Source organism: Cytobacillus oceanisediminis, assembly GCF_003182355.1.
Lineage (GTDB): Bacteria > Bacillota > Bacilli > Bacillales > Cytobacillaceae > Cytobacillus > Cytobacillus oceanisediminis_A.
This window is the reverse complement of sequence record NZ_QGTW01000025.1, coordinates 18,413-39,830: the sequence shown is the minus strand read 5'-3', so window position 1 is coordinate 39,830 and position 21,418 is coordinate 18,413. Positions and strand designations below refer to the sequence as shown.

Sequence of the window (21,418 nt, the reverse complement as noted above, 5' to 3'; positions counted from 1 at the left end):
CATGAAGCCCCCCTCGAGATGAGATTTCCCATAGCGTCAAGCTAGTAAGATCCCTGAAAGATGATCAGGTTGATAGGTCAGAGGTGGAAGCGTGGCGACACGTGGAGCTGACTGATACTAATCGATCGAGGACTTAACCAAATTGAAATGCGGAGGCGACTGTTCAACTTTGAGAGACGTTGGAGAGCCGGCCATTCAAATCCTGCTTTTAGGATTTGGAGGGACGGATCGAAACGGCCGAGAAGTTAGGAGCCGAAGCTAGACAAGTTTTTGGTGTTACTCGGCAACACTTCTTCATGCATTATCTAGTTTTGAAGGAATGAAGTTTCTTCAAACCAAATAAGTCTGGTGGCGATAGCGAGAAGGTCACACCCGTTCCCATACCGAACACGGAAGTTAAGCTTCTCAGCGCCAATGGTAGTTGGGGGCTGTCCCCCTGTGAGAGTAGGACGCTGCCGGGCAAACGAAAGAGTACCTGAAAGGGTGCTCTTTTTTTATTTGAGCTATTTTGCGCTTTCAGGAAGACTTTTATAAATGAATTTTATTTTAGCGAATAGCGCTTGTTAGATGATTTTTTTTTTTGCGTCTTTGAAGCTATTTTTACAAATAAGCACCTCTGAATATTAGAAAAGGGTCTCTTTTAATCATCTATTTTGCTAGTAACTTACTTTTACTTAAAGCAATATCGGTCACTTTTTTGATATATCGGTCAAATTTCATTTTTATCGGTCACTTTTTTTAATATATCGGTCAGATTTCGTTTTTATCGGTCACTTTTTTAATATATGGTCAGTTGACTTGGTGGCGTTTTTTTTTAACCTGGAAAATAAAGTTATCACCAACTGTTCATCCTGAGCCAGGATGAACTCTCCATATAAGAGTTGATTAAACTCATTTGTTTAGTCTTTTCAAAAAAGGCTATTATACCAGTGTCAGGAGAGAAGCTAAGCCATGACCATCATCAAATATGCTAGGTAAATCCTAAAAAATGTGACTAAAAGTTATAATAGCGCCAATCTTCAGTCCGAGTTCCATCGAGAAGTCCTTATCTTAAGCTAAAATTACTATTAAAACACCGTTATAAAAAAAATAGCATCTGCACATTTTTGCAGATACTATCCTGGCCGTATGTATCTAAAACAACAACTTATACGCTTGCACCCCAAAGTAAATACCAAAACCGATTAAAGATAGGCCAGATAAAATCGAAATAAATGCCAGAATCTTGCCGGTTAAAAATCTCCTAAAGCTGCTGGCGACTCCGGCCATTGTCAAATCCCATAGCATTAGTCCGATAAAGATGGCGCCACTGTACAAAATCACATGCGCTTTATCATATTCAGCTGCAGTTTTTGCAAGCACGGAACCATAAATGCCAAGCCAGAATAAAATAGTCAAAGGGTTTGACAATGACATAAGAAAACCGGACAAAAACGATTTTATGGAAGATTCGTCTTCCCCTCTTTTGCTTGATATTACTTTTCCGGCACTTAGCAGGCTTTCAATTCCTGTGTAGACAAGGACAAAAAAACCAAAGCACCACAAAAAAGCTTTCATAAATGGCATCTCCAAAAAATGAACAACTCCCAGATAGACGGCAAGCATGTAAATCGCATCTGCAGTCATGGCACCCAAGCCAACGAGCCAGGCATGGAAGAAACCGTTTTTAATTCCTTTATCAAGCTGTGCTGCATTGATTGGACCAATCGGTGCCGCCAGAGAGAGACCCAAGAATACATACCCTAGAAAAATACTCATATATACAACTCCCCAACTTTACACACTGTTTGTACACATTCTATTCAGCCTTGAAGTAAGATAGGACAACTTTTAACACAAGCAGGAAATCCTAGCCGTTTTATTGTTAGGCATTTTCGGGAATAACAAAAAGGATATATTAGATGGAGTGAACATCTGGAGGGGAAAACATGGCGATAAACATGTCTGAGAATCAAATAACCCTTGAAATAATAAAAGCATTGAAAGAAACAAGGAGGTTTCATTTTCAGAGTATAATTTCAGAACTTCAGCCATATGATATTGCCCGAATCTTTGAGGGTTTACCTGTAAAGCACCATCCGCGTTTTCTTCTTTATATGACCCCCGAGCAAATTGCCGAATTAATTCAGGAACTTGAACAGGAACATCAGGCAAGGGTACTTTCATTATTAGGAATTGAAAAGTCAGGTGAGGTTCTTGACCTGATGGATAATGACGATATTGCATCTTTATTGGAAGGGATGTCAGCTGAGAGGATGGAAGAGCTTCTATCCGGCATGAAGCTGGAAGAATCCCGTATTGTAAAAAGCATTATGAAATATCCGCCTGAAACAGCAGGGCGGCTAATGACTAATCGCTTTGTCTGGATACCACAGCATTATACAGTCAGGGACACTGTGGAAAAAATGAAATCATTTGCTGAATACTCGGAAACAATAAACTACCTATATGTAATTGATAAGAACAAAGATCTGGTGGGTGTTGTTTCTTATCGCGATTTGATTCTTGCCAATGAGAATGAGAAGATTCAGGATATTATGTACAGCAGGGTAATTGCAGTAGCAGCTGATACTGACCAGGAAGAGGTCGCAAGGCTGATCGAGAGGTATGATTTTCTGGCAATACCTGTTGTGGAAGAAGGGCAGCTGGTTGGGATTGTTACCTTTGATGATATTATTGACGTCGTAATCAGCGAGGCCAACGAGGACATTGAAAAGCTTTCTGCTTCAGGAAGGGCGATTGATTTTGATACAAAGCCTCTAGTTGCTGCTTATAGGAGGCTTCCATGGCTTATCCTGCTCTTATTTATCGGCATAGTTTCCGGCACCATTATCAGCGGTTTTGAAGAAACACTATCTCAAGCTGTGGCACTTGCCTTCTTTATGCCTATGATAGCAGGTATGACCGGAAATACAGGCACTCAATCATTAGCGGTGGTTGTACGTGGACTGATTAACAGAGACATGAATAAAAGGCTGGTAACAAAATTGGTTTTCCGGGAGCTTAGCGTCGGGATTATTATAGGGGTGACCTGTGGAATCTTAATTGCGGTCATTGCATATGTTTGGCAAGGGAGTTTTATCTTGGGATTGGTGGTTGGCACATCTTTAATTATTACACTAATTATCGGAACCCTTGCGGGAACAATTATTCCACTCGTTTTGTACAAATTAAATATTGACCCTGCCGTTGCGTCAGGCCCTTTAATCACAACACTAAATGATATTCTGTCATTACTTATTTATTTTGGGCTGGCAACCATTTTTATAACAAAATTGACTTAATTAATTAGCATAAAATTCGCTCACTTACAAAAAATAAAATGAAAAAATGCAGGGGAGTGTTTTAAAGTGGATGTTAGACGTGTAAAGCAAATTCTTTCTTCATCAGCAGATATTGAAGTGAAATACAATGGAGCTTCTGTTTGGATCGATAAGTTAAATGAAGATGGCAGAACAGCGACTGTTCATTTGCGTGGACCTCTTGAGGAAAGATCAGAAGTTGAAATTGCTGAGCTTAAAGAACTGTAACATGAATAGGGCCGCCCAAAAAGGCGGCTTTATTTAGTATATTTCATTATTAGATTCTTTTTCGGTGCGCTCGTTTATATACTGATTTTCAGCTGCAGCGAAGTTGACTGACTGAAGGCTAACATCCTTGTCGATTCCATATAAGTCCTTGCCGGCATCTTCTATAAAAGTTTGTTCCCTTTTCATTTAATTGCCTCCTTTTAAAGATATGTTTCCGTTAGTATGAACAGGGAATTTGAATATCATAATAGGGAAAAATGAACAAGACACCATTTACAAAGGTGGGAAATTGTGAAGAGAGATAGAAGCAAAGAATTTTAAGCAAAATTCTTTACATAGGATACCGGGGTATAATATGATATACATAAGGAGGCGAATCAAATGGCTTTTGAATTGGAAAATGATGAATTATTGGCGGAGAGCTGCTGTTCGATTGACTCGGAAAGAAAAAGTCACCATTCTGAAAAAGTAAAAAAGAATTTGACAACCCGTTTAAATCGGATTGAAGGGCAGATTCGCGGAATAAAAGGACTAATAGAAAAAGATACCTATTGCGATGATGTTATAACACAGATTTCTGCAACACAGTCTGCCTTGAACAGTGTAGCAAAGCTTTTGCTGGAAGGCCATTTGAAAAGCTGTGTAGTAGAAAGGATTCACGAAGGCGACGATGAAGTCCTGGATGAATTTTTGGTAACCATTCAAAAATTAATGAAAAAATAAGGAGATGTTATATATGGAAAACGTAACATTAAAAGTTAGCGGCATGTCTTGCGGCCATTGTGTAAAAGCAGTTGAAGGCAGCGTTGGAAAATTAAACGGGGTAGAAAAGGTATCTGTTGATCTTGATAATGGCCAGGTGCAAGTACAGTATGATTCTTCTACTGTATCACTTGAGCAGATTAAGGAAACAATTGACGATCAGGGATATGATGTAGAATAGTTTTAGAAAAGAACGTGTGGATTATCAGCACGTTCTCTTTTTTTAAGGCTTTGCCTAAAGTTCATCCTTAATTTTGACAATATTTTGATTAGGGCAGAAATCAACAGACAATTAAATATAGCTTTTTAAAAAATTTGTCTAATTATTTTTGGTTGACATATAGGGTAGATGGGTATAGTATAATGAGTGAAGTTAAAAATTATACGTCACTTAATTTAAGGAGTGGTATTTATGAGTGATGCGGCATTAAAAGAAGTCCAGCTTCCTATATCAGGCATGACCTGTGCGGCATGTTCTTCACGCATCGAAAAAGGGTTAAATAAGCTTGACGGTGTTCAGGAAGCGAATGTTAATCTTGCACTGGAGAAAGCATCAGTCAAATATAATCCAGATGTAACATCTGTTGAAGCTTTTGAGAAAAAAATTGAGGACCTAGGTTATGCAGTTGTTTCTGAGAAAGCTGAATTTGAATTGCTTGGCATGACCTGTGCCGCCTGTTCGCAGCGTATAGAAAAAGGGCTTAATAAAATGGCCGGTGTCAAAAAAGCTGTTGTCAATCTTGCCCTTGAGACAGCGACTGTTGAATATAATCCTGAACAGGTATCTGTCCAGGATATGATAAAGAAAGTAGAGAATCTTGGTTATCAGGCCAAAGTAAAGCAAGATGCAGAAAACGAGGGCGCGGATTACAGGGAGAAAGAAATCGAGAAGCAAAAAGGGAAATTCATTTTTTCATTAATCCTTTCCATTCCTTTGTTCTGGTCCATGGTAGGCCATTTTGAATTCACACAGTTCATTTATGTTCCTGATATGTTTATGAATCCGTGGGTGCAGCTCGCACTTGCAACTCCTGTTCAATTTTTTATCGGAAAGCAATTCTATGTAGGTGCATACAAAGCGCTTAAAAATAAAAGTGCCAATATGGACGTCTTGGTGGCTCTTGGTACTTCAGCTGCCTATTTTTACAGTTTATATCAATCGATTCTATCAGTTGGCACGAATGGTCATATGGTTGAGCTATACTATGAAACGAGTGCCATATTAATCACCTTGATAATTTTGGGGAAATTATTTGAGGCTCGTGCCAAAGGCCGTTCTTCGGAGGCTATTAAAAAGCTGATGGGGCTGCAGGCAAAAACAGCCACTGTTTTGAGAAATGGGGAAGAGCTTGAAGTCCCGCTTGAAGATGTACTCGTTGGCGAAATCATATATGTAAAGCCGGGCGAAAAAATTCCTGTGGATGGCGAAATTACGGAAGGCCAGTCCGCACTGGATGAATCCATGCTAACCGGGGAAAGTGTACCGGTTGATAAATCAGCCGGCGATTCAGTCATTGGATCAACAATCAATAAAAATGGCTTCTTGAAAATTAAAGCTACTAAAGTAGGCAAAGATACAGCCCTATCACAAATCATTAAAGTGGTTGAAGAAGCTCAGGGCTCCAAAGCACCAATACAGCGCCTGGCAGATAAAATTTCCGGAATCTTTGTCCCTATTGTAGTGTCAATAGCCGTTATTACCTTCTTGGTTTGGTATTTATGGGTTAGCCCGGGCGAGTTTGCAGAAGCCCTTGAAAAGTTAATTGCTATACTTGTTATTGCATGTCCTTGTGCACTTGGTTTGGCCACACCAACATCCATTATGGCTGGTTCAGGCCGTGCAGCGGAATATGGAGTTCTTTTCAAAGGCGGAGAGCATTTGGAATTAACTCATGAAATAACCACAGTTGTTCTCGATAAAACAGGAACGGTAACCCATGGAAAGCCTGTTTTAACGGATGTGATTGTGGAAGGGAACGTGGAAGAAAATACTTTCCTTCAGCTTGCTGGTTCAGCCGAGAGACAGTCAGAGCATCCATTGGCTGAAGCAATTGTTAAGGGAATAAAGGAAAAAGGGATAAATTTATTAAATCCTGAAGAATTCCAAGCAATTCCAGGCTTCGGAATTAAAGCCAGAGTGGATGGAAAAGATCTGCTTATCGGCACAAGAAGGTTAATGCAGAAATACGAAATAGTCATTGACACAGCAAAGGCAAAAATGGAATCTCTTGAGGACAATGGGAAAACGGCGATGCTTGTCGCGGTTGATGGAAAATATATGGGGATTGTAGCCGTTGCAGATACTGTAAAGGAAACATCCAAAGAAGCGATCAAGCGCCTGAAGGATATGGGTCTTGAAGTTGTTATGATCACAGGTGATAACAAGCGGACTGCCCAGGCGATTGCAGATGAAGTAGGAATTGATGCAGCTATTGCGGAAGTTCTTCCGGAAGGAAAAGCAGATGAAGTTAAAAAGCTTCAGGAACAAGGCAAAAAAGTCGCGATGGTTGGTGATGGCATTAACGATGCTCCTGCCCTTGCGGTGGCGGATATCGGAATGGCTATTGGAACAGGTACTGATGTTGCGATGGAAGCTGCCGATATTACGCTGATGAGAGGCGATCTGAATAGTATTGCAGATGCGATCCTTATGAGTAAGAAGACCATACGCAATATAAGGCAAAACCTGTTCTGGGCTTTCGCTTATAATACGCTTGGAATTCCAGTAGCAGCTTTAGGTTTCCTTGCCCCTTGGCTTGCAGGTGCTGCGATGGCTTTCAGTTCAGTCTCGGTCGTATTAAATGCTCTTAGATTGCAAAGAGTAAAGTTAAATGAAAAGAACAGTTAAACAAAAGGAGCTGGCTAGTATGAAAAAATGGGCTGGTGCCGCCATTGCCTATTTGGCACTTGTTATGGCAGGTTATACTATATATGATGGATTCTTTGCCGAACCTGCGCAAGAACAGCATGAAACTGAGAACCACAAAGTAAATGAGGATGCTGAATAACCTCCATAATTCGGGTAGTAAAAGAAATAGATAAATTATTCGAAAGGGATGTTCTGAGTTGAAAGCAAACCTCACGCTTTATACAAGGCCTACCTGACAGGATTGCCAGGCGGCGAAAGAGTTTCTTTCGCAGAATAATGTACCATATAACGAAGTGGATCTTGCCAAAAACCCTGAGAGGGAGCAGGATCTTATCAATTTAACAGGCAACCGAATTGTTCCAGCCTTTCTGTTTGAAAAAAGAAAATGGTATGGCGGAACAAAGAAAAAGCATTTTATAGGCTTTGAGATGAACGAGGACGTTATTAGAAATATCATTGAGAATGATGGATTTTAACTAGAAAACAGAAGGAGAGGTGATCTCCTTCTGTTTTCTAGTTAGTACATCATATTTTCCATTGAGCTAAAGTTTCTGCTCGGCATCGCACCTTTTGTTCCATGGCATCTCTCATACATTGGTTTCAGTTCCTGGTTGGAAAATTCAGGTGCATTTCCTGCATGAGCGGCTTCATTTTTCCTATGTTCAATAACCCATCAGGTGATTCGTTTCCTGCTGCGAGAATAGAACTTCCCCGAACCGAGGATGAGTGTAACGGAGAATATTCCAGCAATCAACCTTTTCATTTTTGAATCATTCCTTTTTTTATTACATCTTTAGATTACAGTTTAATTATCGAGAAATTATCGAGGGAAATTGAACTAAATGTGAATTGTTCATTTAAAAATTTGTAATCTATTATTCCTTGTGATAGAATTGCATACAATATATAGTGTTGATTATAAAATGAAAAAACTACATATAGATCGTGATTGGTGTTCTTAAATGGACTTAAAAGGGAATCCGGTGGAAATCCGGAGCTGTCCCCGCAACTGTAAGTGCAGACGAACAAAGCATGCCACTGTACAAGCCGCTTCATGGCGCTTGTATGGGAAGGGCTTTTAGTAGAGTGATGCACAAGCCAGGAGACCTGCCAGGGCGATCGAAAGTTTCTTATCTTCGGGGATTGAGATGATGAAACGATGGTGTAATGGCTTTCCATAACAGAACTGGTTCCTGCTATTAACTTTCGTTTGATCCGCTCACTTTCCGAGCGGATTTTTATTTTGCCATTTAGGAGGAAAGAATGATGATACATACCTTACAAACGAATGGAGTAATAGAGGAACTGAAATCAGAATTTCCAAAGCTTGATATTGAATTATTATTGAAAAGATCTGATGAGATGAACCACCTCACGGAAGAAGCGCTATATGATCAGCTGATCTTAGAATGTTTGTCATGGATTAGTATGGAAGAGCCTGATTGGACCTTTGCCGCTTCACGCCTTCTTTTAAAAAAAATATATCAGGAAGCAGGTGAAAACAGAGGTTGTTTGCCGGAGGCTTGCTACCAACACTTTTATAAATTGATAGAGCGGCTGACAGCTCTGGAAATCTATGAAAAAGATTTATTGGATACCTACTCACAGGACGATATCAATGAGCTGGCAGCAGTTATTAAAAGGGAAAATGATCATTTATTTACGTATTTGGGGCTGAAAATGCTGGCAGATCGGTATCTTGCCAGGGACAGGCAGAAAAACCTGTTTGAGCTGCCGCAGGAACGGTTTATGATCATAAGCATGGTTTTAATGAAAAAGGAACGGCCGGAAAAGCGGCTTGAGCTTGTCAAGGAAGCCTACTGGGCCATGAGCGGTTTATATATGACTGTGGCCACACCTACACTGGCAAATGCGGGAAAAAGCTGGGGGCAGCTTTCCAGCTGTTTTGTCGAAACAGTTGATGACAGCCTTGAGGGGATCTATGACAGCAATACGGATATTGCTTCCCTGTCCAAGAATGGCGGCGGAATCGGCGTCTACCTGGGGAAAATCCGCAGCAGAGGCAGTGATATTAAAGGCTTCAAAGGTGCTTCTTCCGGAGTTATCCCATGGATGAAGCAGCTGAATAATACAGCAGTCAGTGTGGATCAGCTTGGACAACGGCAGGGGGCCATAAGCGTTTATCTGGATGTATGGCATAAAGATATTTTTTCATTTCTGGATGCAAAGCTAAATAACGGAGATGAAAGACAGCGCACACATGATTTATTTACGGGTGTCTGCATTCCGGATTTGTTCATGGAAAAAGTAGAAAGCCGCGGGTATTGGTACTTGTTTGATCCTCATGAAGTACAGAAGGTAATGGGTTTTTCGCTTGAGGATTTTTACGACGAAGGTGAACGGGAAGGATCATTCCGGCAGAAATACAAAGAATGCATTGACAGCCCGCTGCTTTCAAGGGAAAAGGTGCCAGCAATCGAAATTATGAAGTCAATCATGAAAAGCCAGCTTGAGACAGGAACTCCATTTATGTTTTATCGGGATGAAGTAAACCGGAAAAATTCAAATTCGCATTCCGGAATGATCTATTGTACAAATCTTTGTACAGAGATCGTTCAAAATCAAAGTGTGACAAAGAGAACGGAAGAGTATACAAAGGATGGTAAGATCATTATTGAAAAGATACCTGGAGACTTTGTGGTCTGCAATCTTTCATCTATTAATCTTGCAAGGGCCTGCCAACATGATGCCCTTGAAAGGCTCATTCCGATTCAGGTACGGATGCTTGATAATGTAATTGATATTAATAGGATTCCAGTGCTCCAGGGCCAAATCACCAATCAAAAATACCGGGCGATTGGTTTGGGAACATTTGGCTGGCACCATTTGCTGGCATTGAAAAAGATACCATGGGAAAGCATGGAGGCAGCAGACTTTGCTGACATGCTATATGAAAAAGTTGCTTATTTAACGATAAAGAGCTCCATGATGCTTGCAGAAGAAAAAGGCAAATATCCAGCTTTTGAAGGATCTGAATGGGAAAATGGTGCCTATTTTGAAAAACGCGAATATTTGGAGGCAGAATCAAAATTAAATTGGCCCGCATTAAAAGAAAAAGTAAAGGAAGTTGGAATACGCAACGGGTACTTGATGGCGGTTGCTCCCAATGCATCAACCTCCTTGATTGCGGGCAGCACACCAAGTATAGACCCCATTTTCAATAAACAGTATTCCGAGGAGAAAAAAGATTACCGGATTCCTGTGACAGCTCCTGATTTAAACAGTGAAACGTTCTGGTATTACAAATCAGCCTACCATATTGGCCAGGAATGGAGCATCCAGCAGAATGCCAAAAGGCAAAAGCATATCGACCAGGCCATCTCATTTAATTTTTACATCCCTAACAATATTAAAGCGGTTGATCTATTAAATCTGCATCTTTCTGCCTGGAAAAATAAATTAAAAACGACATATTATGTTCGTTCAACATCATCAGAAATAGAAGACTGTGAATCTTGTTCAAGCTAAAGGGGAGAATCCTATGAATACATTAAAAAAACGCCAACTAATTAACACTGCTGCACCAAACCGTGCAACTTCGATCCTAAATGGGGAATGCTCCAATATCCTTAACTGGGATGATGTCCGTTTTTCCTGGGCATACCCAAAATATAAAAAAATGCTCGCTAATTTTTGGACGCCATTTGAAATTAATATGTCCCAGGATATAAAGCAATTCCCTGCATTAAAAGACGGCGAACGAGAAGCTTTTTTGAAAATTATTGGCCTGCTTGCATTGCTCGACAGCATTCAAACGGATTATGCAGGTAAGGTTGCTGATTATCTAACGGATTCGAGCCTCTCAGCACTTATGATTATTCTTGCACAGCAGGAGGTGATCCATAATCACTCTTATTCATATGTGCTGTCAAGCCTTGTACCAAAGCAAAGGCAGGATGAGGTCTTTGAATTCTGGAGGACGGAGCCTATATTAGCAGAAAGAAATCAGTTTATAACGAGTGGATATCGAAACTTTGCGGAGAATCCAAATCCTGAAAATTTGCTGAAATCGATCGTATATGATGTTGTGCTGGAGGGTTTATTTTTCTATTCGGGCTTTGCATTCTTTTATCATCTGGCCAGAAATCAAAAAATGGTAGCTACTTCAACAATGATTAACTATATTAATCGGGACGAGCAAATCCATGTGGATTTGTTTGTAAAGATATTTAAAGAAATATTGCAGGAAAATCCGGACTTAAAGACGAAGGAATTGGAGGACTTTGTCCTAGGTACTTTTAAGCGAGCGGCGGAATTGGAAATAAATTGGGCTCGTTATGTGATAGGCGAAAAGACTGAAGGTATCTTGCTCTCCGATGTGGAGGCATATATCAAATTTTATGCAAATGTTCGCTGCAATCAGCTGGGCTATGAGCGTCCATTTGAAGGTTATCGTACAAATCCGCTTCGCTGGATTGTGGCGTACGAAGAAGTGGACCATGGCAAATCGGATTTCTTTGAACAAAAATCACGACAATATACAAAGGTACAAGTGGATAATGGATTTGACGAATTATAGAATGTAGTATTTATCGATAAACCTTGCTGTTCAGGCAAGGTTTATTAATATGCTCTTATTAAAACAATAGATCGGTTATATAGTGAGCAGGTGCAGGTATGAAGACAATTTTAATACAGATAATGATCAGCATGCCCGTTTTTTAGTAAAAGAGCTTCTAAATAAAGAAGGATTTCAAACAGTTGAGGCCGCCAATGGCTCAGAAGCGTTTGAACTTATTAAAAAAGAATCCAATGAGCTTGCCATTGTTGATATTATAAAGTCTTATATAGACGGGTATAAATTGACAGAAGAGATAAGGAATATTCCGAAATTCATATCAAAATGCTAATGGAAAAAGCAGATAGAAGACAAGGTCAGTGAGACTTCAAAAAGAAGTCGGTAAAACGAAGTAACAGAAAAGATCCTGCTTAAACGCAGGATCTTCTTATCATTTAAGTTAATATTGGATTTTCCGTAACAAAATCAATTTCAAAACCGAGATCTTTAAGCATTTGATGGTCTGCGGTGCTTTCCTGGCCGGCAGTGGTCAAATAATCGCCAACAAAAATGGAATTGGCCGGATATAAGCCAAGCGGCTGAAGGCTTCGAAGATTAACCTCTCGACCTCCGGAAATGCGGATTTCCTTAGTCGGGTTGATAAATCGCATCAGGCAAAGCACCTTCAGGCAGTAACGCGGATTCAGCTCATTTGTTCCTTCAAGCGGTGTACCCTCAATCGCATGCAAAAAGTTAACAGGAATTGAATCTGCATCAAGAGCTTTAAGACTTCTGGCCATCATGATTACATCCTGTTTGGTTTCTTTCATGCCGATGATAACACCGGAGCAGGGAGATATTCCGGCTTCCTTGATTAATTGGACCGTGTTGACTCTGTCCTGGTATGTATGAGAAGTAGTAATGGTTTTATGATGATTTTCTGAGGTATTGATATTGTGATTATAGCGGTCCACTCCAGCTTCCTTCAGCTTTTCAGCCTGTTCAGGCTTTAGGAGCCCAAGGCAGGCACAAACCTTCATATTATAGGATTCCTTTATTTCTTTAACAGCTGATACAACTTCATCGAGTTCTTTATTGCTTGGCCCTCTTCCGCTCGCAACAATACAATAGGTGCCGACGTTCAGCTGATTAGCTTGTGTCGCTCCCTTGATTATGGATTCTTTTTCCAACATTCTATACTTTTCAATGGGAGCTGTTGAAATGCTCGATTGAGAACAGTAGCCACAGTTTTCAGGGCACAAGCCTGATTTAGTGTTAATAATCATATTCAGCTTGACTAGATTTCCATAGTAATGGTGGCGTATCTTATAGGCGCTATGCAATAAATCCAGCAGTTCTTCATCGGGACAATTTAGAATTTCCTTAGCCTCCGTATCTGTCAGTTCATATCCTGCCAAAACATTTTGAGCTAACTCTCGATAATTCATGAAACTCCTCCTCCTTTTTTGGGGCTCTGTTAAACTTGCCTGTTGATTTCCGCTTCAGGGGCTCAGCGAACAGCGGTTGGTCCGGGAGCCTCCTCAAGCACTAAGTCTGTAGGGTCTCCCTTTGACTCGCTTCTCCCGCTGGACTTTGAATAAGCATCCTCGATTAAACACCGCACGAAGAAAATGCGAATGCATTTTCGAGGAACTCGCACCTTCTGCCCCCATCAACAGGGTGCCAATATCACAATGAGCTTTAACAGAGCCTTTTTCTTACGTTATGCTGCACGGTTTATTTTTCTGAATTGGCTGCGGGCAAATACTCTATGCTCCAAGCGGTAAGCCATCATTCCGGCAAAAACAGATAGAATGATATCTTTTGGAAGAGGGACAGCCATCCACAGCCATGCCATTTGGTAGGTAAAGCCTTCTGGTGCTGTAAACCATAGCTTGTAAGCTATGTACATCCAATTCGTCCCGAAAACATAGTTGATTACCATACCGATTAAGGAAGCAAAAACATACACAGGCAGGGATTTTTTCTTTTCAATGATTTTGCCTGTTACATAAGCTGTAATAATGAAAGATATGATAAATCCAAAAGTGGGATTTAACAATGAAGCAAACCCTCCTCCAAATTTAGCAAAAACCGGAGCGCCTGCAAGCCCGACAAAAGCATACACTCCCATTGTTATGGCACCTAAGCGGCTTCCTAAAATGGAGCCTGCCAAAATGGCAAAAAAAGTTTGCAGTGTAATAGGAACTCCGCCAATCACCATAAATGGAACAAATGAGGTGATGTTTGCCCCTATAGCCATAAGAGCAACAAACATTCCTGCAAGGGTTAAATCAATCGTTCTTAATCCTCTTTTCATAAAATGCCTCCTGGTGAATTAATAATTATATAATTTAGAATAATAGCAGGATACCTTATATGTCAACTTGTTTTTATTCCTAGTTAACATTTGTTATGGCTTCGATCTTATAATTTGTTATCCCCCATTCATTTTCTGTCCATATTCACTTTTTATTGTAAAGAGGAAGAAAGGAAAGGAAGGTGATTGGAAATATTCTCATTATCCTTAAGGAGATGCGTTTTTAAAGGTAAGATATCTACTAATAAGCTTTATTCTATTTTTTATTAACAGGCTGATTGGCACTGCATATTTCCCAGCCGGCGTTTCTGCCTGAAGCACTCGACACGGCTCTTTATATCTTTGGTGGAGTCATTCTGCTGATTAGTTTTCTGCTATTTGTCATCATTTTAACTTTTTTAAAGACAAGCGAAAAAAAATAAAAAAAGCCCGTTCGATTTTGAACGGGCTTTATATAATAGGTAGATTAAGAGGCGATTGTTTCATTTCGTCCCAGTTTTCCTTTGAATAGTTTGCGTAAGAAGGGGGCGGCATAGCGGTCAAGACCGAATTTTCCGGCGTTATAGCCTGCAATAAGAATGAATATGGTTAAAAGGACCATTTGTGCGTTTGTGCTGACTGTTCCAGAGAACAAGAAAGCAAAGTTCATGATAATTCCAAAGAAAGCAGCGGCAGTGGTCAGGCATCCAAAAATTAATCCAAGGCCTACAAGCAATTCTCCCCAAGCTACCAAAAAGCTGAAAATTTCTGCGTTTGGAACAGCAATGCCTTCAAGGAAGGTTGCCCACCAGCTTTGAACAGCTGGATGATCACCAGTTGACTTGGCAAGTGCTCCTTGCAAAAATCCGGAAGCATCAAATCCATCCACAACTTTATGGTAGCCGGCCGTCAGCCAAGAATACCCAAGATATAATCTGATCACAGTGAGAAGTGCAGCAGCAACTTGATTTTCCCTAAGCCATTTTGCAAACATTCTAATCGCTTCCTTCCAAAAATTTAATAATGATTACACTTATAATATACTCTGAAGGAAACAAAAATGGATTGACTTGGCAGAGTGTTCACACATCTGCTGGAATATTATGGCGATAATATGAAATTGATTAAATAAGAAGGACACACTGCAATAATGCGTGATTTAACAGAATATTTACGCCGGCGATATTGTACCAAAAAAGAGATAGGATTATAATAATTATAAAGAAAGAAAAAGGAGGGCGAGGCATGATTCGAATGTCAGTCGCTGGTATTGGGGGATTTTTCCTCATTTTTGTTCAAGCGTATATTGTCATGTTTTTGAAAGGCTTCCAAACGATTGACTTTGGCGGGATCAGCCCTTTTGTAACGATATGGGCGATGAACTTCTTTTTCCTGTTCACAATCCTCACCCACCTGAAGCTGTGGCATGATGATCGTCAGCCAGCTAGAGAAGAAACTTGTTCCGAGAAAGATTTTTAATCCGGAGATGCTCTTTTTGGGCATCTTTTTTTGTGGAAAACCGCCGCTGTTAAATGTGAGCGGCGGCTTTTGAAACATTAGTTGTTTCCGGGGGTTTCCTTCCTGACAACATCAAAAAGTCCAGATCCAATAATATCCAAGGCAGATTGCATTCTATCTGCAGAGATATTTTCTTCAATCGTATCTTGTGGAGTATGGTAGACTTTTTCAATATGGTAAACAAGCGGATCCCAGCTGTCGATGCCCATCCAGATGAAAAGGGCTGCAGGAATGCCGGCATTATGGAACGGAACATGGTCACTTGATCCGAATTTACCTGGAAGGATATCCGAATTGCCCAAACGTGCACCAGCTTTACCAGTTGAATCAGTCACAATGTTTTGGCTGCCGTCTGGTGTCATGGCATAGAGGTTTGTTGCTTTGTCATAATTTGTAGCCACCATATCAGGAACGAAAACTGCCTCAATCTGATCTTTCTGTTCCTGTGTTAATTGATCCACATAATATCTTGCTCCCAGCAACCCGCGTTCCTCAGATCCAAATGCAATAAATTTAAGTGTTTTGTCTGTATTATATCCCTGATAAACCCTTGCCAGTTCAAGCATTAGCCCTACGCCGGAAGCATTATCATTTGCACCGGGAGCACCTACTACACTATCATGGTGGGCGCCAAGAATTACCTCTTTGGTATCTTCGGTCTTTGTTTTAGCTTCTTTTGTTGCAATAACATTTACTGACTTAAGGTCGGAATAGTGTTTTGATGTTAAGGAAAGTTCTGCTGCTCCATCCTCCATTTTTTCCTTTAACCATTCCCCATGAATATAGGAAGCGCCAAAAACTGGAATATTGTATTGCTCTGTCAGGCTAGGGCTGAAAGTTTGTCCATAATTGCCGCGGCTTCCAACAAGGCTTTGAAGGATCACCCCAGCCGCTCCGGCATTTACTGCATCGGCCACTTGCTGACGATATCCAGCCAATGTGGATGCACGTGCTAAAAGGACGATTTTATCTTCTACATTAGTAAAATCATTATTCTCTACATAGACAACTTCTGCTTTTACCGCTGTATCGCTGATTGATCCATTTGGTGCAGCCCCCATTTCCCATAAAGTTCCGTCAGGAAAAGCCACACTGCCTATATATTGATCCGCTACCGGAAAGTATTGAAATTCAACATCATAACCATAGCTTTTAAGTGTATCAGCAATATATTCCGCTGATTTCTTTTCGTTCTCCAATCCGCCAGGCCTTGTCCCTATCTCCTCTGACAGATATCTAATATGTTCGATTGCACGCTCTGCATTTACTCTTGCGACGATCTTCTGGTCCTGTGAATAAGAGGATTTTCCGTATTCAGCAGGAATCGGTGCTGCATATCCTATTGAACCAAAAGCTAATGAAGCTGCTAAAACAGATGCTAAAACCTTTGCTGATTTTCGATTATTCCTTACCATAATAACCTCCTGAATGTTTAGTATTTTTTTAGAGTCCCTAACGATTACTAGTTTAGAAGAAAATGGTATTTTTTTGAAAGAGTACTAATTCCTATGGGGTATTCCTAATGTTCCGACAAAATTCGAGTGTTTTTTATGAAAAAGGACAAATTAAAACGGTTCTAATCTACTACTCTTTTAAATAGTAATCGGGTTTCTTAAATTTCTTAAAGGGTAAAGTGATACTGCTCATCACTTGATGACATTAAACCAACTATAAGCAGGAGGTATGACCATGGCAAACAATAACCAAAATAATCGCAGTGAAGAACAGGAACAATATTTTAAAGAACGTGCAGGAACAGACGAAGCAAGATTCCATGTAGTACCGCATGATGAAGAAGGATGGGCTGTCAAAAAGGAAGGCCAGGATGATCCAGAATATACAGCAGAATCAAGATCCGATGCAGTGGAGGAAGCCAAACGTATGGCAGAAGAAGCGGGCACAATGGCCATCCTTCATAACGAAGATGGAAAAATAGAAGACTTGGTAAATTATGAATAAATATTAAACAGCCCGGCAAGAACTTCCGTTTTTGCCGGGCTGTTTTATTTATAAAAACAAAAAGTGTCCGCTTTCTATTTCGAAAGCGGACCAAAAAGAGACCTTGGAACGAGTTAATTCAAAAAGAAAAACAATATATAGTGTTGTTAACAGAATAGAAAAACTATATATTGTTATTTTTGATTCTAGCATAATTAAGCGCAGAGGGCAAACCATTATTTTGATATATTTAAATATTCTTTCTATTAATTTAAATTGATATTGAAATTCATAAAACGTTCAAAATCAATCGTAATATTGAATGAAATTGATTACTTATGATAGAAAATGATTGATTTTTGCAATCGGTTTCAGTATGATGTAATCAAGGCATAAAACAGTATTTAGGGGGTGGTGTTTTGTTAACACCGGAACGCCATAAAATGATTCTCCAGCTTTTGAAAGAAAAAGGTGTAGTGAAAATTCAGGATCTGGTTGATCTAACAGAGACATCCGAGTCAACGATCAGAAGGGACCTGACTCAGCTGGAAGAAGGAAAATACTTAAAAAGGATTCATGGCGGGGCAGCGAAGCTTCAGGGAAAGCTGCAGGAACCGAGCATGACTGAAAAATCCTCCAAAAACCTTCAACAAAAACGCCAAATTGCCCAATATGCGGCAGGCCTTGTTGAAGAAGGAGATTCCATCTACCTGGATGCAGGTTCAACTGTGACAGAAATAATCCCGTTTTTGCCTTCAAAAGAAATCGTAGTTGTAACGAACGGGTTAATGCATATCAGTGCACTGCTCGAACGGAATATAAAAACATTTATAATTGGCGGTTTTGCCAAAGAACAGACAAAAGCCATTATCGGCAGGGGAGCGATGGCGAGCCTTGAGCACTATCGCTTTGACAAATGTTTTATGGGTGTTAATGGAATCCATCCTCAATTCGGTTACACTACGCCGGATCAGGATGAGGCGATGATTAAGCAAATGGCCATTTCGCTTTCAAGGGAGGCTTTTGTGCTTGCTGATGATACGAAGTTTTCGGAAATAGCCTTTGCCAAAATTGCCGATCTGCATACAGCAGCAATCATTACTAATGGGCTGGATGAAGAGCATCAGGAGCCTTATGCCAGCAAAACTACAATAAAGGTTGTGACAGCATGATACACACATTGACGTTAAATCCGTCAGTGGACTACATCGTAGAATTGGAAGAGATTAAAGTCGGCGGTTTAAACCGTATGCAAAATGACACTAAATTCCCGGGAGGAAAAGGGATAAATGTTTCAAGAGTGCTAAACAGAATGGAAATTAAAAGCAAAGCTCTTGGTTTTGTTGGGGGATTTACAGGAGACTATATTGCTGATTACTTAAAAAATGAAAATATTGATACTGACTTTGTTCTCGTCGCTGAAGACACAAGGATTAATGTAAAGATAAAGACCGGAACAGAAACAGAAATCAATGCGAAAGGTCCAACTATTTCAAAAGAAAATCTTCAGGATCTTAAAACGAAAATCGGCATTCTGTCTGATGGAGATTTGCTCGTTTTAGCGGGGAGCATTCCTTCCACATTGCCAGAAACAACTTATGAAGAACTGGTCAAAATTTGCTCTGAGAATGGGGCAGCCTTTGTTGTTGATGCTGAAGGTGAATTATTGAAAAAGGTCCTTCCTTATAATCCATTTTTAATCAAGCCTAACCACCATGAACTGGGGGAAATCTTTAATACTGAATTTACAGCCGCTGAAGAAGTCATTCCATACGGCCAAAAGCTTGTGGAAATGGGTGCCCAAAATGTGATTGTGTCATTAGCAGGAAAAGGCGCGGTCCTGGTCACAGATGAAAATGCATATATAGCTAGTGTCCCACAAGGGGAAGTTAGAAGCTCAGTCGGGGCAGGCGACTCTATGGTAGCGGGCTTCCTGGCAGCTTTTGAACAATACAGAGATATAGAAAGAGCTTTTCAATACAGTGTAGCATCCGGAAGCGCAACCGCGTTTTCATTGGGTCTTTGCACGAAAGAAAAGGCAGAGGGATTGCTTCCTCAGGTTTCCATTACAAAGATCAACCTAAAAGGGGAGAATTAGGATGAGAATTACAGAATTGCTTACAAGAGACACAATCCTGCTCTCTATGAGCGGAACAGGGAAGATTGATGCTATAAATGGCCTGGTAGACCAGCTTGATAAAGCTGGAAAGCTAAATGACCGCTCTGCATTCAAAGAAGCCATTTTAAAAAGGGAAGAGCAAAGCACAACAGGCATCGGTGACGGAATTGCCATCCCACATGCGAAAACAAGCGCAGTGAAGGATCCTGCAATTGCGTTTGGCAAATCAGAAGCAGGGGTGGATTATGAATCTCTTGACGGGCAGCCTTCCTATTTATTCTTTATGATTGCAGCCCCAGAAGGCGCCAATAATACCCACTTAGAAGCATTATCCAGGCTTTCATCTATATTAATGAATGAAGAAGCCCGCAAAAAGCTGCAGAATGCTGCTTCAGCTGATGAAGTTATAGATATTATTGACAGCTATGATGAAACAGATGAAGAGGAAGATCAAAATATTGCAGATAGCAAGCGTTTTATCGTTGCTGTAACAGCATGCCCTACAGGAATTGCCCACACGTATATGGCAGCAGATTCCTTAAAAGCAAAGGCAGCTGAACTGGGCGTTGATATTAAAGTTGAAACCAATGGATCAAGCGGCGCTAAAAATGTCCTGACACCAGAAGAAATTGCTAATGCGACGGCTGTTATTGTGGCTGCTGATACAAAGGTTGAATTGGAGCGATTCAGCGGCAAGCATTTGCTGGAAACTCCAGTTGCGGACGGAATACGCAAACCGCAGGAATTAATTGAAAAAGCGCTTAAACAGGATGCTCCAGTATATAAAGGCGGCAGCCCAAACAGTACTGCTGAGTCTGAAAACAAAAAAGAACAAAAGGCCGGCATCTATAAGCATCTAATGAACGGTGTATCCAATATGCTTCCATTTGTAGTAGGAGGCGGAATCTTAATTGCCATTTCCTTTATGTTTGGTTATAAAGCAGCAGATCCAAATGATCCATCCTATCACCCTATTGCCGAAGCACTAATGACAATTGGCGGCGGAAATGCTTTCGGGTTAATCGTACCGATTCTTGCTGCATTTATTGCGATGAGTATTGCTGACCGTCCTGGTTTTGCTGCAGGTGCTGTTGGCGGAATGATGGCCGCTTCCGGCGGAGCAGGCTTCCTTGGAGGTATTATTGCCGGGTTCCTTGCAGGTTATGTGGTAGTCGGCTTGAAAAAGGCATTTGCTGGATTGCCCGTTTCCCTCGAAGGGATCAAAACCATTTTGCTTTACCCGCTTTTCGGAATCGCTATTACTGGATTGCTGATGCTTTATGTGGTGAATAAGCCGGTTGGAGCTTTGAATACTGCCATTACTGAATGGCTTTCAGGACTTGGAACTGGTAATGCGGTGCTTCTTGGAGTTGTGCTCGGACTAATGATGGCTTTCGATATGGGCGGCCCGGTTAATAAATCGGCATATGTCTTTGGCACCGGACTGCTGGCTAACGGGGTTTACGAACCAATGGCTGCCATTATGGCTGCAGGTATGGTTCCGCCTCTTGCGATTGCACTGGCGGCAACTTTGTTTAAAAATAAATTTACGAAACAGGAACAGGATGCAGGAAAAGCAAACTATATTATGGGATTCTCATTCATTACTGAAGGTGCTATTCCATTTGCGGCTGCCGATCCGCTTCGTGTCATACCATCCATCATGGCAGGTTCAGCAGTGGCAGGCGCCATTTCAATGATGGCTGGAATCGGATTAAGAGCGCCTCATGGCGGTGTATTCGTTGTACCGCTCGTTGATGGTCCTTGGGTAGTTTACCTTGTTGGAATCATCGCAGGTGCATTTATATCGGCACTCCTGATTGGATTCCTGAAAAAACCGTTAAAATAATATTTTTTATGAAGC

At 40.7% G+C, this 21,418-nt stretch carries 20 protein-coding genes, 2 rRNA genes, 1 pseudogene and 1 riboswitch; of the genes and pseudogenes, 17 read left to right on the top strand and 6 right to left on the bottom strand.

Going from position 1 to position 21,418, the window contains the following annotated elements; genetic code table 11:
* Nucleotides 1–141, top strand: a 23S ribosomal RNA gene (locus DFO73_RS27200); the annotation flags it as partial.
* Nucleotides 142–344: 203 nt separating this feature from the next.
* Nucleotides 345–461 (top strand): 5S ribosomal RNA (gene rrf / locus DFO73_RS27195).
* 673 nt (nucleotides 462–1,134) lie between these two features.
* On the opposite strand, the gene DFO73_RS27190 is transcribed toward rrf, so the two are convergent.
* Entirely contained in the window at nucleotides 1,135–1,758 is a 624-nt protein-coding gene (locus tag DFO73_RS27190; protein WP_110067785.1) for a LysE family transporter, read from the bottom strand.
* Nucleotides 1,759–1,928: 170 nt separating this feature from the next.
* On the opposite strand from DFO73_RS27190, the gene mgtE reads away from it, so the two are divergent.
* Nucleotides 1,929–3,284 (top strand): magnesium transporter, encoded by a 1,356-nt coding sequence (gene mgtE / locus DFO73_RS27185; protein WP_110067784.1) that lies wholly within the window; start codon nucleotides 1,929–1,931, stop codon nucleotides 3,282–3,284.
* Nucleotides 3,285–3,350: 66 nt separating this feature from the next.
* The gene (locus DFO73_RS27180; RefSeq protein WP_110067783.1) at nucleotides 3,351–3,530 is read left to right on the top strand and encodes an H-type small acid-soluble spore protein; all 180 of its coding nucleotides are present in this window, start codon (nucleotides 3,351–3,353) and stop codon (nucleotides 3,528–3,530) included.
* A gap of 33 nt (nucleotides 3,531–3,563) precedes the next feature.
* Here DFO73_RS27180 and DFO73_RS28945 read toward each other — a convergent pair whose 3' ends face one another.
* Nucleotides 3,564–3,716: a hypothetical protein gene (locus DFO73_RS28945; RefSeq protein ID WP_181396155.1), complete on the bottom strand. Its 153-nt coding sequence runs from the start codon at nucleotides 3,714–3,716 to the stop codon at nucleotides 3,564–3,566.
* 195 nt (nucleotides 3,717–3,911) lie between these two features.
* Here DFO73_RS28945 and DFO73_RS27175 point away from each other — a divergent pair, with 195 nt between their 5' ends.
* The 8 genes and pseudogenes from DFO73_RS27175 to DFO73_RS27145 all read left to right on the top strand — a co-directional run bounded on the left by DFO73_RS27175 (nucleotide 3,912) and on the right by DFO73_RS27145 (nucleotide 12,032).
* Nucleotides 3,912–4,253, top strand: a complete 342-nt coding sequence (locus DFO73_RS27175; RefSeq protein ID WP_110067782.1) for a metal-sensitive transcriptional regulator — start codon at nucleotides 3,912–3,914, stop codon at nucleotides 4,251–4,253.
* A 13-nt stretch (nucleotides 4,254–4,266) separates the two neighbouring features.
* Nucleotides 4,267–4,473, top strand: coding sequence for a copper chaperone CopZ (copZ, locus tag DFO73_RS27170; protein WP_110067781.1), 207 nt, complete (start codon nucleotides 4,267–4,269; stop codon nucleotides 4,471–4,473).
* 231 nt (nucleotides 4,474–4,704) lie between these two features.
* Nucleotides 4,705–7,140 carry a heavy metal translocating P-type ATPase gene (locus tag DFO73_RS27165; protein ID WP_110067780.1) on the top strand — a complete coding sequence of 812 codons (2,436 nt, stop codon included), beginning with the start codon at nucleotides 4,705–4,707 and terminating at the stop codon, nucleotides 7,138–7,140.
* Nucleotides 7,124–7,300 carry a hypothetical protein gene (locus DFO73_RS28940; protein ID WP_181396154.1) on the top strand — a complete coding sequence of 59 codons (177 nt, stop codon included), beginning with the start codon at nucleotides 7,124–7,126 and terminating at the stop codon, nucleotides 7,298–7,300. Before DFO73_RS27165 ends, DFO73_RS28940 begins: the two co-directional genes overlap by 17 nt.
* A gap of 112 nt (nucleotides 7,301–7,412) precedes the next feature.
* Nucleotides 7,413–7,637: pseudogene (locus DFO73_RS27160) on the top strand (glutaredoxin family protein); the annotation flags it as partial.
* A 457-nt stretch (nucleotides 7,638–8,094) separates the two neighbouring features.
* Nucleotides 8,095–8,289, top strand: a riboswitch (cobalamin riboswitch).
* Nucleotides 8,290–8,427: 138 nt separating this feature from the next.
* Nucleotides 8,428–10,650 (top strand): ribonucleoside-diphosphate reductase subunit alpha, encoded by a 2,223-nt coding sequence (locus DFO73_RS27155; RefSeq protein ID WP_110067778.1) that lies wholly within the window; start codon nucleotides 8,428–8,430, stop codon nucleotides 10,648–10,650.
* A gap of 13 nt (nucleotides 10,651–10,663) precedes the next feature.
* Nucleotides 10,664–11,701 carry a ribonucleotide-diphosphate reductase subunit beta gene (locus DFO73_RS27150; protein WP_110067777.1) on the top strand — a complete coding sequence of 346 codons (1,038 nt, stop codon included), beginning with the start codon at nucleotides 10,664–10,666 and terminating at the stop codon, nucleotides 11,699–11,701.
* A gap of 82 nt (nucleotides 11,702–11,783) precedes the next feature.
* The gene (locus DFO73_RS27145) at nucleotides 11,784–12,032 is read left to right on the top strand and encodes a response regulator (RefSeq protein ID WP_181396153.1); all 249 of its coding nucleotides are present in this window, start codon (nucleotides 11,784–11,786) and stop codon (nucleotides 12,030–12,032) included.
* Nucleotides 12,033–12,135: 103 nt separating this feature from the next.
* Here the strand turns inward: DFO73_RS27145 and bioB are convergent, their stop codons facing one another.
* From bioB to DFO73_RS27130, 3 genes are all read right to left on the bottom strand, one after another.
* Nucleotides 12,136–13,128, bottom strand: a complete 993-nt coding sequence (gene bioB / locus DFO73_RS27140) for a biotin synthase BioB (RefSeq protein ID WP_110067775.1) — start codon at nucleotides 13,126–13,128, stop codon at nucleotides 12,136–12,138.
* A gap of 275 nt (nucleotides 13,129–13,403) precedes the next feature.
* Complete coding sequence (locus DFO73_RS27135; protein ID WP_110067774.1) at nucleotides 13,404–14,000, bottom strand: biotin transporter BioY; 597 nt, start codon at nucleotides 13,998–14,000, stop codon at nucleotides 13,404–13,406.
* 466 nt (nucleotides 14,001–14,466) lie between these two features.
* Complete coding sequence (locus DFO73_RS27130; protein ID WP_110067773.1) at nucleotides 14,467–14,973, bottom strand: DoxX family protein; 507 nt, start codon at nucleotides 14,971–14,973, stop codon at nucleotides 14,467–14,469.
* Between the two features lie 251 nt (nucleotides 14,974–15,224).
* Between DFO73_RS27130 and DFO73_RS27125 the strand changes: the two genes are divergently transcribed.
* Nucleotides 15,225–15,458: a hypothetical protein gene (locus tag DFO73_RS27125; protein ID WP_110067772.1), complete on the top strand. Its 234-nt coding sequence runs from the start codon at nucleotides 15,225–15,227 to the stop codon at nucleotides 15,456–15,458.
* Nucleotides 15,459–15,535: 77 nt separating this feature from the next.
* On the opposite strand, the gene DFO73_RS27120 is transcribed toward DFO73_RS27125, so the two are convergent.
* Nucleotides 15,536–16,912 carry a M28 family metallopeptidase gene (locus tag DFO73_RS27120; protein ID WP_110067771.1) on the bottom strand — a complete coding sequence of 459 codons (1,377 nt, stop codon included), beginning with the start codon at nucleotides 16,910–16,912 and terminating at the stop codon, nucleotides 15,536–15,538.
* Nucleotides 16,913–17,186: 274 nt separating this feature from the next.
* Between DFO73_RS27120 and DFO73_RS27115 the strand changes: the two genes are divergently transcribed.
* From DFO73_RS27115 to DFO73_RS27100, 4 genes are all read left to right on the top strand, one after another.
* Entirely contained in the window at nucleotides 17,187–17,456 is a 270-nt protein-coding gene (locus DFO73_RS27115; protein ID WP_110067770.1) for a DUF2188 domain-containing protein, read from the top strand.
* A 398-nt stretch (nucleotides 17,457–17,854) separates the two neighbouring features.
* Nucleotides 17,855–18,607, top strand: coding sequence for a DeoR/GlpR family DNA-binding transcription regulator (locus tag DFO73_RS27110; RefSeq protein ID WP_110067769.1), 753 nt, complete (start codon nucleotides 17,855–17,857; stop codon nucleotides 18,605–18,607).
* The gene (pfkB, locus tag DFO73_RS27105) at nucleotides 18,604–19,533 is read left to right on the top strand and encodes a 1-phosphofructokinase (RefSeq protein WP_110067768.1); all 930 of its coding nucleotides are present in this window, start codon (nucleotides 18,604–18,606) and stop codon (nucleotides 19,531–19,533) included. Before DFO73_RS27110 ends, pfkB begins: the two co-directional genes overlap by 4 nt.
* Nucleotide 19,534: 1 nt before the next feature.
* A complete protein-coding gene (locus tag DFO73_RS27100; protein WP_110067767.1) occupies nucleotides 19,535–21,403 on the top strand; it encodes a PTS fructose transporter subunit IIABC in 1,869 nt (622 codons plus the stop codon).
* The last annotated feature ends 15 nt before the right edge of the window (nucleotides 21,404–21,418 follow it).

What these genes read in the sequence shown, in the direction of transcription:
- DFO73_RS27135 (WP_110067774.1), bottom strand. Translation starts at nt 14,000, where the DNA reads ATGAAAAGAGGATTAAGAACGATTGATTTAACCCTTGCAGGAATGTTT.
- DFO73_RS28945 (WP_181396155.1), bottom strand. Translation starts at nt 3,716, where the DNA reads ATGAAAAGGGAACAAACTTTTATAGAAGATGCCGGCAAGGACTTATAT.
- DFO73_RS27130 (WP_110067773.1), bottom strand. Translation starts at nt 14,973, where the DNA reads ATGTTTGCAAAATGGCTTAGGGAAAATCAAGTTGCTGCTGCACTTCTC.
- copZ (WP_110067781.1), top strand. Translation starts at nt 4,267, where the DNA reads ATGGAAAACGTAACATTAAAAGTTAGCGGCATGTCTTGCGGCCATTGT.
- bioB (WP_110067775.1), bottom strand. Translation starts at nt 13,128, where the DNA reads ATGAATTATCGAGAGTTAGCTCAAAATGTTTTGGCAGGATATGAACTG.
- DFO73_RS27165 (WP_110067780.1), top strand. Translation starts at nt 4,705, where the DNA reads ATGAGTGATGCGGCATTAAAAGAAGTCCAGCTTCCTATATCAGGCATG.
- DFO73_RS27155 (WP_110067778.1), top strand. Translation starts at nt 8,428, where the DNA reads ATGATACATACCTTACAAACGAATGGAGTAATAGAGGAACTGAAATCA.
- mgtE (WP_110067784.1), top strand. Translation starts at nt 1,929, where the DNA reads ATGGCGATAAACATGTCTGAGAATCAAATAACCCTTGAAATAATAAAA.
- DFO73_RS27175 (WP_110067782.1), top strand. Translation starts at nt 3,912, where the DNA reads ATGGCTTTTGAATTGGAAAATGATGAATTATTGGCGGAGAGCTGCTGT.
- DFO73_RS27115 (WP_110067770.1), top strand. Translation starts at nt 17,187, where the DNA reads ATGGCAAACAATAACCAAAATAATCGCAGTGAAGAACAGGAACAATAT.
- DFO73_RS27125 (WP_110067772.1), top strand. Translation starts at nt 15,225, where the DNA reads ATGATTCGAATGTCAGTCGCTGGTATTGGGGGATTTTTCCTCATTTTT.
- pfkB (WP_110067768.1), top strand. Translation starts at nt 18,604, where the DNA reads ATGATACACACATTGACGTTAAATCCGTCAGTGGACTACATCGTAGAA.
- DFO73_RS27190 (WP_110067785.1), bottom strand. Translation starts at nt 1,758, where the DNA reads ATGAGTATTTTTCTAGGGTATGTATTCTTGGGTCTCTCTCTGGCGGCA.
- DFO73_RS27100 (WP_110067767.1), top strand. Translation starts at nt 19,535, where the DNA reads ATGAGAATTACAGAATTGCTTACAAGAGACACAATCCTGCTCTCTATG.
- DFO73_RS27150 (WP_110067777.1), top strand. Translation starts at nt 10,664, where the DNA reads ATGAATACATTAAAAAAACGCCAACTAATTAACACTGCTGCACCAAAC.
- DFO73_RS27120 (WP_110067771.1), bottom strand. Translation starts at nt 16,912, where the DNA reads ATGGTAAGGAATAATCGAAAATCAGCAAAGGTTTTAGCATCTGTTTTA.
- DFO73_RS28940 (WP_181396154.1), top strand. Translation starts at nt 7,124, where the DNA reads ATGAAAAGAACAGTTAAACAAAAGGAGCTGGCTAGTATGAAAAAATGG.